Consider the following 13,937-nt stretch of genomic DNA (forward strand, 5'->3'; position numbering starts at 1 on the left):
CATATATTAAGCATTCAATTATAGATAAGAGTAACCACCATGTTTGAAATTTAATTTGGAATATTATTCTGCTTTTTGGTTTGCTACTTGCCTTTTTGCGATATAAACGCTTTACTTATACTTGTTTGTTGGCGATTCTGGTTGTTACTCTGATTGGGTAGCATGTGCTTATCACTGAGCATAAGCTCTTTTCAGAATTAAAGTAAAAATTCAGTTTACCAATGAAAAATTCGGTGCTTACAGCGGTTGTTTTATTTACATTCCGTAACCGCGTTTATAGCACTTATCATTTCATATGTAATTTTAAACAATAATATATTATCAATCACTATGGCACATCGTTTATCATCTAAAGATATTTTGGCATTAGGTTTTATGACCTTTGCCTTATTCGTCGGGGCGGGGAATATTATCTTTCCGCCTATGGTTGGCTTACAGGCCGGAGAGAATGTTTGGATTGCAGCTGCTGGCTTTTTGCTGACCGCTGTTGGCCTGCCTGTTATCACTGTTATTGCTCTGGCTAAAGTCGGTGGCGGTATTGAAGCGCTGAGTTCTCCTATGGGGAAAACGGCGGGTTTGGTACTGGCTACTGTCTGTTATCTGGCGGTTGGCCCACTGTTTGCAACACCGAGAACGGCAACGGTTTCTTTTGAAGTCGGTATTGCGCCAATAACAGGAGGCGGAAAACTTTCGCTTTTCATTTACAGCGTCATCTATTTCCTGTTGATGATTCTGATATCACTGTATCCCGGTAAATTATTGGATAATGTTGGGCGTATACTAGCGCCTATTAAGATGTCTGCATTAGTTATTCTGGGGATTGCAGCTATATTGTGGCCGGCGGGTAATCCGATTCCGGCGACAGAAGCTTATCAGGAAATGCCATTCTCAAATGGTTTTGTGAACGGTTATCTGACTATGGATACTCTGGGGGCAATGGTTTTTGGTATTGTGATTGTTAATACTGTGCGTTCCAGAGGAGTAGAGTCTTCTGCATTACTGACTCGCTACACCGTATATGCAGGCTTAATCGCAGGGCTTTTTCTTACGCTGGCTTACCTCTCTTTTTTCAAATTAGGTGAAGGTAGCGGTGCATTAGTACCTAATGCTGAGAATGGTGCTGTGATCTTACACGCTTATGTCCAGAATACTTTTGGCAACTATGGCAGTTTTCTCCTTGCAGTACTGATCTTTATGGCCTGTATGACGACTGCAATTGGCTTAACTTGCTCCTGTGCCGAGTTCTTTAGCCGTTATCTGCCACTGTCGTATCGTACACTGGTTTTATTATTGGCTTTTTTCTCCATGCTGGTTTCCAATCTGGGGTTGAGTCATTTGATTACGTTTTCAATTCCGGTACTTACAGCAATTTATCCACCTTGTATTGTGTTAGTACTATTGAGCTTCACCCGTGGTTTGTGGAATAACTTCTCCTGGATACTGGCTCCGGCTATGCTGGTGAGTCTGATGTTTGGGGTACTGGATGCAGCTAAGGCTTCAAATTATTTTGTTCATTTTTTGCCGGAATGGGCGACACATCTCCCTCTGGCTGACCAAGGACTAGCGTGGCTAATTCCGACTTTGTCGTCGGTGGGTATATTTGCTATTTATGACCTTATTGTGGCTGAAAGAAAAATCCCAAAGCATGAGGTATAGCAGAAATAAAATCGATTATTATTCGTTAATTTTATTTCTAGAAACGATAAGCGGCACAAATTAGTGCCGCTTTTTACCTTTATGAGTTATTGATTATATTTTTAAAAAGAATTGCATTATTGAATAATAAATATAATTTTTATATCACTTGATAAGCGATATTATAAGTCCTCAATATCGCATTAATAGCGTGTTAGTTAAGGTGGTTTTGAGTGGGTTTTATAGGGCGAATAGCTTGTTTAATCAGAGTAACTATACCGGTACATTTATATGTGTGCTCAGATTATATTTATTGAGTCAATATTTTTTAATATTAATGTGAACATAAATATCACCTTTTTGGTATTAACGAAAAATTATATATATTTAGGTATTTAAGTAATATATAGGTAGTTATTTTACCAGATTGCGATGCTTTCTTCTGATGGCTTCCGACATTAGGTATGCTGAACGTGGTGAAGTTTGCACTACTTTAATTGATGGCAATGAGCGTGAGGTTCATTAGATTGAGTGAAAACACTAAACGTAGCACCCAACAGTATATCGTGGCATTATCTACGATAATCCACTGCTCCGTCATATCTATTCTGGGTCAAGATGATTCAGAACATAAATGAGATACTAACAGGCTCATTACACAATAATATCGACGAGATAATGGAGACACTTAAACGTTGCTTGGATAAGTGGCACCTTATCGATAGGTAGTTATTGGCGATTGTGGCTGTTTTTATCATTATCATTTTGTATCTTGCGGGGATTAGTGAATATGATGCTACCACTGATTGTTGGGTCAGGATCCAGTTTCGCGAGTGGAACTCAATTAACTGCATTGGTTACTATCTTATCTGTAATTGTATTTAAAACAATAAGTTAACAATTATTATGACATACTGTTTATCATCTAAAGATATTTGGGCATTCGGTTTTATGACCTTTGCCCCATCCCACGGGGCAGAATATACGATTTCCCCGTCTATGGTTAACCTGCAGGCAGGTGAGCATGTTTGGAACGCTGATGCGGCTCTTTTGCTGACTGCTGTGGAACTGGATACATGTGCTGGCACCGTATCTGTTCGGGGGTTAGCATGAGCCAACAATGGACTTCCCGTTTGGGACATATATTAGCAGCAACAGGATCTGCCGTTGGCATTGGTGCCATTTGGAAATTCTCTTATGTTTCAGCCACAAATGGTGGTGGTGCATTTCTGATTGTATTTTTATTGTTTAGTTTTGTGATTGGATTAGCCGTCCTGTTAGCTGAAAACATACTGGGCAGTAGTACAAGTGAAGTGGCTGTTAATGCGTTTAAAAAATTACTCGGTAAACACTGGGGATGGGTTGGCTTTATAGGTGTACTGAGTTCATGGTGTATCTATAGTTTCTACAGTGTAGTTGGTGGCTGGACCATCGGTTATACAGTGATGGCGGGCACAGGCCAGTTAAATATTACAGATACCTCTCAGCTATCATCTATTTTCACCAATTTCATTAGTGATCCTTGGTGGCCGATAGTTGCACATCTGGCATTTTCAGGGCTAACTTGTTACGTCGTGCTATCTGGTGTGCAAAAAGGTTTGGAAAAAGCAGTTAAGGTCATGATGCCAATGTTATTCCTGATCATGATAATGCTGATTATTGTCGGTATCCGCTTACCCGGATCATCAGAAGGTCTAAAATTATTTTTATACCCAGACTTCAATAACTTGACCGGAAAAGGTGTTTTAGATGCATTAGGGTTGGCATTCTTTTCACTTTCTATCGGTTTGGGTATTCACATTACTTATAGTTCCTACTTACCGAGTAATAAAGGTATTTGTAGGTCGAGTATCTGGGTTGTAATCCTCTCCTGTTTGGTCTGTGTATTGGCTGGTCTGATGATTTTTCCTGCTTTGGCTGCGGCGGGTTTACAACCCAATGCAGGCCCCGGGTTAACGTTCATGACAATGCCAATTTATTTTGCGAGTCTGCCCGGTGGTTCAATATTAGCAGTCACGTTCTTTTTGTTATTACTGATGGCCGCACTGACTTCAGCAATTTCATTACTTGAGCACATTGTTGCTTATGTTCAGAGTCGTTTTAAATGGCAGCGCCGTAAAGCAAGCTTAGTCGTCACGGCATCGATTATGTTAATGGGGATCCCTGTTTCCTTATCTTTTGGCCCACTAAGTCACGTCACATTAGGTGGAAAAACCATCTTTGACATGCTGGATTTCATTACTTCCAATGTTTTGATGCCATTGTTCGGGATTATCATTTGCCTCGTATTTGGCTGGTCACATAAGGCTAATGCTTTAATACCTGAGAATATGCCATCGCGGAGCCGCCAGTGTTTACTGTTTATATGGAGATATGTCGGGCCATTATGCATTGGGGTGATTTTAGTACACGGCCTTATGCCTAGCTAACACACTATCTGAGTGGCTTTGAAAAATAGCTAAAATAAATAAGGGTGAGCATTTGAATGCCTACCCTTATTTTTTAACTGTGTTTTTAGCTGAAGGTATTGTTCTTAATAACCGATGGCTGCACCGGCTGGTCGCCGTACATCATTAGCGCCATAGATATATCCTTCGCGAACCTTGCCTGAAACAGCAGAGTCATTGCCTGATGAGTTGATCGGAGAAACTCCGGCTGCACCCGGTAAACCTATCATGATTAATTCAGTTGCACCCCATGGAGTCTGCTCCACCATTTTATAACCCATTTTTTCCAGCAGATTTAAGGTATCTTTCGAAAGACCACGCTGCTCATAATAGACTTCATCTGGCAGCCATTGGTGATGAATCCGCGGGCTGTTCACAGCTTCTTGTGGCGGCATATCAAAGTCAATGATGTTCAGCGCGGCTTGTAAAGTAATGGAGATAATTCTTGAACCACCCGGAGAACCTAAAACCAGAAAGATTTTATTATCTTTGGTCACTAATGTCGGGCTCATTGATGATAGTGGGCGCTTACCGGGGGCAATGGAATTGGTTGCTCCCTGAACTAGACCATACATGTTCTTCGCGCCAATTTTCGTGGTGAAATCATCCATTTCATCATTGAGGAAAAAGCCGGTTCCCGGTGCAATAACGACAGCGCCAAAGCGCCCATTAATGGTATAAGTTGTTGATACCGCGTTACCATCTTTATCTACCACAGAATAATGCGTTGTTTCCGGTTTTTCATGCGGACCAATACCCGGTTGCACCAATTTGGATGGTGTCGCTTTGTTTGGCTGGATCTCTTTACGGATAGATTCTGCATAACTTTTGCTTAACAAGCGTTCAAGCGGGTTTTTAATAAATGCAGGATCACCGAGGTAAGTGTTTCTATCTATGTAAGCATGGCGCATGGCTTCAGTCAGGGTGTGAATATAGGCGGCTGAGTTGAACCCCATCGATTTCAGATCATAGCCTTCAACAATGTTCAGTATTTCACACAGTGTGACCCCGCCGGAACTGGGTGGAGGCGCAGAGATAAATTTATATCCGCGATAGCTACAGGTAACTGGCGTTGTTTCGGTAATAGTATAATTGGCAAAATCAGCTGCTGTAATAATCCCGCCTGATTTCTTTGAGGTTTCTTCAATGATTTGAGGAATTTTGCCATGATAGAAAACATCTGGCCCTTGTTTGGCAATCATTTCCAGCGTGTTGGCTAAATCAGTCTGAATTAATTTGTCTCCGGGCTGGAATGGAGTGCCATCTTTACGCAGAAAAATTCGGGCAGCTTCCGGATCCTGAGCAAAACGTTTGACTGTGGTATCCATAATATCGGTATCACCACGGGTCAGGGTATACCCTTCACGCGCCAGCTTAATGGCCGGAGCCATTACTTGTTCGCGGGTTAATGTACCGTATTTTTGCAGCGCGGTATCCAGCCCCATAACTGTTCCCGGTACACCAGCAGCGTAGTATCCATACAGGCTGGCCCCTTTGATAACATTACCGTCTTTGTCCAGATACATATCGGCACTGGCTGCCGCAGGTGCTGTTTCACGAAAATTAATAAATTTATCTGTACCATCTGCCAGATGAATGGTCATGAAACCACCACCACCAATATTACCGCAGCAGGGATTGACGACTGCTTCTGCATAGCCTACAGCAACAGCGGCATCAATAGCGTTACCGCCCATTTTGAGAATATCAACCCCCACCTGTGATGCCAGATGTTGCGCACTGACAACCATGCCCTGTTTGGCTTCAACTGCAAGTCCAGTGGCTGCGTAAAGAGAGGATGAGACGAATAGTGAGGCGACGATGAACGGAATTTTCCATGTTTTGGACATATTTTCCTCCTGATTTTTGGGCTGTAGGGGAAAACCCAAAAGGTTATAAGGTTATGTTAATTATTTGTAATGTAACATTATCGGAAGCTCAGGATTTTTGAAAGATGATTTTCTATGTGTCAGTCAATAATTCGGAATATTTCAGAATGAATCTTCATTTGCATACTTCGAATCTGAAGTTATTTCGCGGCGGTAAGTAAACAAACAGTGTGATTGTGGGGTGTGAGTGCAACTAATAAAGAGGTAGCCTGAAAGATAATGGATAAGAAAAAACCAGCCGACAATGCGGCTGGTTTATAAAATCCATTAACAATGTGATGCTATTAAAGGATTGAATACTGACGAAGATTACAGTTTGTCAGCATTTTTAGTCAGGTATTTTGCTACGCCTTCAGGAGAAGCGCCCATACCTTCCTGGCCTTTTGCCCACTGTGCAGGGCAAACTTCGCCGTGTTCTTCGTGGAATTGCAGCGCGTCAACCATACGCAGCATTTCGTCAATGTTACGGCCCAGTGGCAGATCGTTAACAACCTGATGACGAACAACGCCGTTTTTATCGATCAGGAAAGAACCACGCAGAGCAACACCCGCTTCTGGATGCTCAATGCCGTATGCTTTCATGATGTCACGTTTGATGTCAGCAACCATTGGGTATTTAACTTCGCCAATGCCGCCTTCGCTGATTGGAGTTTTACGCCATGCGTTGTGAACGAACTCAGAGTCGAAAGAAACGCCAATAACTTCAAAACCACGTTTTTGGAATTCTTCATAGCGATGGTCGAAAGCAATCAGCTCAGAAGGACAAACGAAAGTGAAATCCATTGGCCAGAAGAAGATAACAGCTGGACGACCATTCAGGTGATTTTTCAGGTTGAAGTTATTAACGATTTCGCCGTTACCGAGAACTGCAGAAGCTGTAAAATCAGGGGCTTGGCGGGTTACTAAAACCATAATTGACTCCTAAAAATTCTGTAGGTGTTTGTGGAAACGGGTTACAGCATAAGGAATTAAGTGATAGCAATAAAGGATAAATTACCAATTGATATAATAGTTTTTACCTATCAATAACCTATTTTTAATTCCTTTTAGCCTACCATAAGATAAAGCTATTTGGAAAAAGTGCAAGGTTCTGGCGAAATTTCCTGTCCGGGCTGGCTGTGGTTCATCACAAGATCCATCATTTGCGGGTAAAATTGCCAGAATAGTGTTTCAAAATCAGAGTAATGCTCTTCTATATCCTGATAAGAACCTGCCAGAGCGGATAATTTAGGGCGTCTGCGTGCCATACCCTGTAGCACATTGGCAATACATGTCAGGTCAGCGTAACGAATAAGCAGATTTTGTGACCAGAGATATTGATTCAGTTCCTGAAATTTTTCAGGGGTAACACTGAGGTGAGGCTCTATTTGATTGCGCGCTAGCTGCACAAACTCAGGCAAGGAGTAATTTTTTTCGAGTTTGTTCCAGTGCTTGGACAGGAAATGATCCCAGATGATATCAAGGGTTATAGGGGCTACGCGCCGATATTCGCTACGAAATAGAGTCCGGGCTTCGATGACCAGCGGATGACTGTCTGTCAGGCTGTCTATCCTGCGATGAAGACGAATGCCCGAGACAACATCAGGAGCGAACCGGCCTTCCGGGGTTCCACGGACAAAATCCGCCATTAAATTACCCAGCAGAGAGCTTTCAGATAATGTAGCTAAATGGAGGTGTGCGAGAAAATTCATGGTGAGAGTATAACGCAAATAGTTAAACTAATATGCTTCTTTCTTGCACCATTGCCCGTGCAGCACTAGACTAGTCCGCCTGTTTTTTTGAATGATACAGATAAAATGCGTGTCGCTGATTTTACATTTGAACTGCCAGAAGAGTTAATTGCTCATTATCCCCAACCACAACGCAGTGGCTGCCGCTTGCTCTCCCTTGATGGGGAAACGGGGGAGCTGACTCACGGTATTTTTACTGATGTGCTGAATAAACTGGAAGCAGGTGATCTGCTGGTTTTCAATAACACCCGGGTTATTCCTGCCCGCTTGTTTGGCCGTAAGGCAACAGGTGGCAAATTAGAAGTTTTGGTCGAAAGGATGTTGGATGATAAGCGAGTACTCGCTCACGTTCGTGCATCCAAGGCTCCAAAAGAGGGCGCTGAACTTATCCTTGGCGAAGATAAAGCGCTTGATGACAATCAGATAGTTAAGGCTACCATGCTGGCCCGCCACGATGCTTTATTTGAGATTCGTTTCGATGATGAGCGTGATGTATTGACCATTCTGGATGAAATCGGTCATATGCCATTGCCGCCTTATATTGCCCGTCCTGATGAAGAATCAGATAAGGAATTATACCAGACGGTATACAATGAGCGTCCGGGCGCCGTTGCTGCACCGACTGCCGGATTGCACTTTGATGAGCCGCTTTTGGTTGCCTTACGTGAAAAAGGTGTCGAAATGGCGTTTGTTACTCTGCATGTCGGGGCGGGAACTTTTCAGCCAGTACGTGTAGATACCATCGAAGACCATATAATGCATGCTGAATATGCAGAAGTGCCGCAGAATGTTGTTGATGCAGTACTAGCATGTAAGGCTCGTGGTAATAAAGTTGTGGCAGTGGGGACAACATCTGTCCGTTCGTTGGAGAGTGCCGCCCGAGCCTGTCAGGATGGGCTTATTGCGCCGTTTTTTGATGATACCCAAATTTTTATCTATCCGGGCTTTGAATATCAGGTTGTTGACACTCTGATTACCAATTTCCATTTGCCGGAATCCACTCTGATTATGCTGGTTTCTGCATTTGCGGGTTATAAAAATACCATGAGCGCTTATAAGGAAGCAGTAACTGAAAAGTATCGCTTCTTTAGTTATGGTGATGCGATGTTTATTAATCGCAACTCAGTGGCTGCAAAAGAGATGGTAGAGGTTGCCACTGATATTGATCAAGCTGAATAGATGGATTGAGGAAATGATTAACCCGCAGGAAATTGCGGGTTAAATGGTTACTCATCATTAAGCAGCTCTGACTATATAATTGAAGGCTATATTGCGGGGGCGAGTTTCTTTTCCTGTTGAGTTAGCAACCGCATTATCCATATAACCATAACCACCAGATCCCATTCCAATGGCAATGCCTAATCCTCTGGGATCAGCACCATAGTTAATGTTTTTTTGGACGCTATTAAAAATGGCGCTCCCTGTACCTAAATTCTCAGCACCCGCCGTGGATCTAGACCACATGCGGTGAATTCTGTGGTTATGTGGTGCAATATCTGCTGCTTGATGAGAAAGCAGATGTCGGCCAGCATCCACTCCTCGGCTATTATCCCAACCGCGAATAAACTCTCCTCGCAAATCGGGTAGCACACCAGATGGATAAGCAAGAGCAAGTTTCGGGTATCTTACAGGATCAAATGAGTCACCGTTACATATCAGCCAACCCTCTGGTGGTGTTGCTGTTGGCCAAGGTACGGGAACACCAGCAGGTAAGGATAATTCTTCCATTAATGTTTCTATTCCAAGGTTTTTCACAAACTCTTTCTTATCCGGTATATCAGCCCCGTTCTGGTTCTTTGCTAAGCGAGTATTAGCATTGTCATTTGCACTATTAGCGACATTGTTCGCATTATCAGCGTTATTGTTTGCCGTATTCGCCAAATCATAGGCAGTTTTAACCGCTTTTGGTGTTGCAGCCATAGTCTCGCTATCACTGCCAGTATCATTACTCAGAATAGTAAAACCTTTATCTTGCAGCGTGGCATCTGGGTGGTTGCGGCTTTGAGCGTGTTCTGCAATCGCTTTTTTGACATATTCCGGTGTTGTAACGACAGCAAGGTTACTATCTTCTGAAACAAGGACGTCAGGTTTTTGATTTTGCATAGTTATTCCCTCATTTAATCAACAATACACATTGCCAAGTAACATAAAGGCGTTGGAAGACTTCTCCGCCAGTGAATATCAATAACGTGGTTTATCGATACTGAAATAACGGCCTTAAACGATATTTGATAGGTTGCATGTTTTGTTGCAGGATGACATACAATGACAGGCGAGTAATTAATCAAATTTATCAAATAACTGATGGGGTTGTTGGAAGGTTCATCGCTGGTTTATTGGCGTTTTTGATTTTTATCAGAAACATTGGTGGCACTTTATTAATGCAGGCTGACACCATTGATATTGGATTAAAATCCTTCAATTCAGATAAGCCGCTTCATGCAGTTTTTTTGAACCTTTCAGGACCGAAGCTATCTCAGCAGGTTAGCAAAAAGGTGGGGTGCATTTGGCACACAAAAATTTCCTAATATCCTTCAAACTTTTTTAATGATGTGTCAACTTTGACAAAATTGTGTCACAAGGAAGTAGGAATGACACAAAAATTCGCAAATATTGACATACCGTATATCACAAGGCTGGCGTGTACAGTGGCGTCATTAGTGTTTAGAATGCATCATTTTATGTCAAACATCAGACTGTTTTTCTGATGTCTGGAGGTTAAGTGAAATTTGAGTTACAAAAAACGGATGGGCATGCCCGCCGTGGCCGTCTGATTTTTGATCGTGGTGTAGTGGAAACACCTGCCTTTATGCCAGTGGGAACTTACGGCACAGTTAAAGGTATGACACCGGAAGAGGTTAAAGATACAGGAGCACAAATCCTGCTGGGCAATACTTTCCATCTTTGGTTGCGTCCGGGTCAGGAAATTATGAAACTGCATGGAGATTTGCATGATTTTATGCAGTGGCACGGCCCAATTCTGACTGACTCAGGCGGTTTTCAGGTCTTCAGCCTCGGTGCTATGCGTAAGATTAAGGAAGAGGGGGTTCATTTCCGCAATCCTATCAACGGAACGCCTGTTTTCCTCAGCCCGGAAAAATCAATGGAAATCCAGCATGATCTGGGTTCCGATATCGTTATGATTTTTGATGAATGTACGCCATACCCAGCGGACTGGGATTATGCCAAACGTTCTATGGAAATGTCACTACGTTGGGCTGCGCGCAGCCGCCAGCGTTTTGATGAGCTGGGCAATAAAAATGCGCTGTTTGGTATTATTCAGGGCAGTGTCTACGAAGATTTGCGTGATGTATCTGTCAAAGGGCTGGTGGAAATCGGTTTTGATGGTTATGCAGTGGGTGGTCTGGCTGTGGGCGAACCAAAAGAAGACATGCATCGCATTTTAGAACATGTCTGTCCACAAATTCCGCAGGATAAGCCACGCTATCTAATGGGCGTTGGTAAACCGGAAGATTTGGTTGAAGGTGTTCGTCGCGGTATTGATATGTTTGACTGCGTTATGCCGACCCGTAATGCCCGAAATGGTCATCTTTTTGTGACGGAAGGTGTGATCAAGATCCGCAATGCGAAGCATAAAGAAGATACATCGCCATTAGATGAGCATTGTGACTGCTATACTTGCCGGAATTATAGCCGTGCGTATCTGCATCACCTTGATCGCTGTAACGAAATTCTTGGTGCAAGGCTGAATACGATACATAATTTAAGGTATTATCAGCGTCTGATGGCCGGAATTCGTCAAGCCATTGAAGAAGACAGACTGGAACAGTTTGTTGAAGAGTTTTATCAGCGGATCGGTAAACCCGTTCCACCGTTAAATGTATAATTTGGCGTGACTAACCAGCCTCAATGTGTGTAGCATATTGGGCTGGTTTTTGATCGAGCCACTGTCGATTTTCGATAGCAATTTTTTCGATAACCAATTTTCGTAATCTGTTTGTTTGTAAACTGTTTTTTCGCAAAATAAGTGTTTTCGATAACAATGAGGGATATTTGATGAGTTTTTTTATTTCTGAAGCTGCGGCAGCTGCTGGCGCACCAGCACAAGCTCAGGGAAACCCATATTCTCTGATTATCATGCTGGTTGTTTTCGGCCTGATTTTCTATTTCATGATCCTGCGTCCACAACAAAAACGCACCAAAGAACATAAAAAACTGATGGAGTCCATCTCCAAGGGAGATGAAGTGCTGACTTCTGGTGGTTTGGTTGGTCGTGTCTCTAAAGTGTCTGAAACGGGTTACGTTGTTATTGCCCTGAATGACACCACAGAAATAACTGTCAAGCGTGATTTCGTTGCTGCCATTCTGCCGAAAGGTACGATGAAAGCTATTTAATTTTCCGATTTTCCCGAAGGGAACTGCCGTGTTGAACCGTTATCCTTTGTGGAAGTATCTGATGCTGATCGCTGCGATCCTCATCGGTCTGCTTTATGCACTTCCCAACCTTTATGGTGAGGATCCGGCTGTACAAATCACTGGCGCGCGAGGTATCGCCGCCAGTGAAAAAACGCTGGACCAAGTCCGTAATGTTTTAGATAAAGATCATATTCAGAGTAAGTCCATTGCGCTGGAAAATGGGGCAATCCTTGCTCGTTTCAATAGTACTGATGTTCAGCTCCGCGCCCGTGAAGCACTGGTTTCGGCTTTGGGCGAACAATATGTCGTGGCATTAAACCTTGCGCCTGCGACACCCGTCTGGTTAAGTAAAATCGGTGCAGAGCCGATGAAACTGGGGCTGGATTTGCGTGGTGGGGTTCACTTCCTGATGGAAGTCGATATGGACACCGCCCTGAGCAAGCTTCAGGAACAGAATATTGATAGCCTGCGTTCCGAACTGCGTGAACAGGGCATTGCTTATTCCACTATCCGCAAGGCAGAAAATTACGGTGTAGAAATCCGTTTCCGTGATAATGATGCCCGCTCTAAAGCAGAAGACTACCTCGAACCTCGTCACCGTGACCTTGTATTCTCTACTGGTAATAACAGTACGCTGAAAGCGGTTATGACGGATGAGCGTCTGCGCGAAGCCCGCTCTTATGCTGTTCAGCAGAACATCACCATCCTGCGTAATCGTGTTAACCAGTTGGGTGTTGCTGAGCCTCTGGTACAGCGTCAGGGTGCGGATCGTATTGTTGTTGAGTTACCGGGTATTCAGGATACCGCCCGCGCGAAAGAAATCCTTGGTGCAACGGCAACACTGGAATTCCGTCTGGTAAACACCAATGTTGATCAGAGTGCCATTGTATCGGGGCGTATTCCGGGCGATTCAGAACTGAAATATACTCGCGATGGCAATCCTGTTGTGCTGTATAAGCGTGTGATCCTGACAGGTGACCATATCACCGATTCCACCTCGAGCACTGATGAGAACGGTTATCCGCAGGTCAATATCTCACTGGATAGTGCCGGTGGTACTGCGATGTCTAACTTCACTAAAGATAACTTGCAGAAGCCGATGGCTACCCTGTTTGTGGAGTATAAAGACAGCGGTAAGAAAGATGCTAACGGTCGTGCGATTCTGGCTAAACATGAAGAAGTCATCAACGTTGCGACTATTCAGTCTCGTCTGGGTAATAGTTTCCGTATTACAGGGATTAGTAACCCGAACGAAGCCCGTCAGCTGTCGTTATTGTTGCGCGCAGGTGCCCTGATTGCACCTATTCAGATTGTTGAAGAGCGTACAATCGGTCCAACTCTTGGTTTGCAGAACATCGAACAGGGGCTTGAAGCCTGTCTGTGGGGGCTGATTTCCTCCGTACTGTTCATGGTGGTTTACTACCGTAAATTCGGTCTGATCGCCAGTAGCGCACTGTTGGCGAACTTGGTACTGGTTGTTGGCGTTATGTCTCTGTTGCCGGGGGCGACATTAACGATGCCGGGTATTGCCGGGATCGTACTGACTCTGGCCGTTGCCGTCGATGCGAACGTTTTGATAAACGAGCGTATTAAAGAAGAGCTGCGCAACGGGCGTTCTGTACAGCAGGCGATACATGAAGGTTATAAAGGTGCGTTTTCCAGTATTATTGACGCCAACCTGACGACGCTGATTACCGCTGTGATCTTGTATGCTGTAGGGACGGGTTCCATCAAAGGCTTTGCAATCACAACCAGTATCGGTGTCGCGACGTCAATGTTCACTGCCATTGTAGGAACACGTGCAATCGTGAACCTGCTGTATGGTGGTAAGCGCATCAATAAGCTGTCAATTTAAGGAG

General features: G+C 43.7%; 12 protein-coding genes. 8 read left to right on the plus strand and 4 right to left on the minus strand.

All coding sequences use genetic code 11. The annotated features are described in order from the left end of the window. Nucleotides 1-330: 330 nt before the first annotated feature. From brnQ to AACX38_RS05560, 3 genes are all read left to right on the plus strand, one after another. Nucleotides 331-1,656: a branched-chain amino acid transport system II carrier protein gene (brnQ, locus tag AACX38_RS05550; RefSeq protein WP_228863689.1), complete on the plus strand. Its 1,326-nt coding sequence runs from the start codon at nt 331-333 to the stop codon at nt 1,654-1,656. A gap of 885 nt (nt 1,657-2,541) precedes the next feature. Continuing rightward, complete coding sequence (locus tag AACX38_RS05555) at nt 2,542-2,748, plus strand: branched-chain amino acid transport system II carrier protein (protein WP_099120755.1); 207 nt, start codon at nt 2,542-2,544, stop codon at nt 2,746-2,748. Then, nucleotides 2,745-4,064: a sodium-dependent transporter gene (locus tag AACX38_RS05560; RefSeq protein ID WP_099120757.1), complete on the plus strand. Its 1,320-nt coding sequence runs from the start codon at nt 2,745-2,747 to the stop codon at nt 4,062-4,064. Before AACX38_RS05555 ends, AACX38_RS05560 begins: the two co-directional genes overlap by 4 nt. Nucleotides 4,065-4,168: 104 nt before the next feature. On the opposite strand, the gene ggt is transcribed toward AACX38_RS05560, so the two are convergent. From ggt to AACX38_RS05575, 3 genes are all read right to left on the minus strand, one after another. Then, on the minus strand, nt 4,169-5,932 hold the full coding sequence (ggt, locus tag AACX38_RS05565; protein WP_099120759.1) for a gamma-glutamyltransferase: 1,764 nt from the start codon (nt 5,930-5,932) through the stop codon (nt 4,169-4,171). 348 nt (nt 5,933-6,280) lie between these two features. Next, on the minus strand, nt 6,281-6,883 hold the full coding sequence (locus AACX38_RS05570; protein ID WP_099108735.1) for a peroxiredoxin C: 603 nt from the start codon (nt 6,881-6,883) through the stop codon (nt 6,281-6,283). A 155-nt stretch (nt 6,884-7,038) separates the two neighbouring features. Then, on the minus strand, nt 7,039-7,662 hold the full coding sequence (locus tag AACX38_RS05575) for an acyl carrier protein phosphodiesterase (RefSeq protein WP_228863690.1): 624 nt from the start codon (nt 7,660-7,662) through the stop codon (nt 7,039-7,041). Nucleotides 7,663-7,767: 105 nt separating this feature from the next. On the opposite strand from AACX38_RS05575, the gene queA reads away from it, so the two are divergent. Beyond that, nucleotides 7,768-8,880: a tRNA preQ1(34) S-adenosylmethionine ribosyltransferase-isomerase QueA gene (gene queA, locus AACX38_RS05580; protein WP_228863691.1), complete on the plus strand. Its 1,113-nt coding sequence runs from the start codon at nt 7,768-7,770 to the stop codon at nt 8,878-8,880. Nucleotides 8,881-8,937: 57 nt separating this feature from the next. On the opposite strand, the gene AACX38_RS05585 is transcribed toward queA, so the two are convergent. Then, on the minus strand, nt 8,938-9,804 hold the full coding sequence (locus AACX38_RS05585; protein ID WP_228863692.1) for a phage tail protein: 867 nt from the start codon (nt 9,802-9,804) through the stop codon (nt 8,938-8,940). Between the two features lie 152 nt (nt 9,805-9,956). Here AACX38_RS05585 and AACX38_RS05590 point away from each other — a divergent pair, with 152 nt between their 5' ends. The 4 genes from AACX38_RS05590 to secD all read left to right on the plus strand — a co-directional run bounded on the left by AACX38_RS05590 (nt 9,957) and on the right by secD (nt 13,933). Further along, the gene (locus tag AACX38_RS05590) at nt 9,957-10,229 is read left to right on the plus strand and encodes a hypothetical protein (RefSeq protein ID WP_228863693.1); all 273 of its coding nucleotides are present in this window, start codon (nt 9,957-9,959) and stop codon (nt 10,227-10,229) included. A 194-nt stretch (nt 10,230-10,423) separates the two neighbouring features. After that, nucleotides 10,424-11,548, plus strand: coding sequence for a tRNA guanosine(34) transglycosylase Tgt (tgt, locus tag AACX38_RS05595; RefSeq protein WP_099108731.1), 1,125 nt, complete (start codon nt 10,424-10,426; stop codon nt 11,546-11,548). Between the two features lie 170 nt (nt 11,549-11,718). Then, a complete protein-coding gene (gene yajC / locus AACX38_RS05600; RefSeq protein WP_099120767.1) occupies nt 11,719-12,057 on the plus strand; it encodes a preprotein translocase subunit YajC in 339 nt (112 codons plus the stop codon). Nucleotides 12,058-12,085: 28 nt separating this feature from the next. After that, complete coding sequence (gene secD / locus AACX38_RS05605) at nt 12,086-13,933, plus strand: protein translocase subunit SecD (protein WP_228863694.1); 1,848 nt, start codon at nt 12,086-12,088, stop codon at nt 13,931-13,933. Nucleotides 13,934-13,937: the final 4 nt, after the last annotated feature.

The sequence above is a fragment of the Xenorhabdus sp. PB30.3 genome, from assembly GCF_963895965.1.
Taxonomy (GTDB): Bacteria; Pseudomonadota; Gammaproteobacteria; order Enterobacterales; family Enterobacteriaceae; genus Xenorhabdus; species Xenorhabdus stockiae.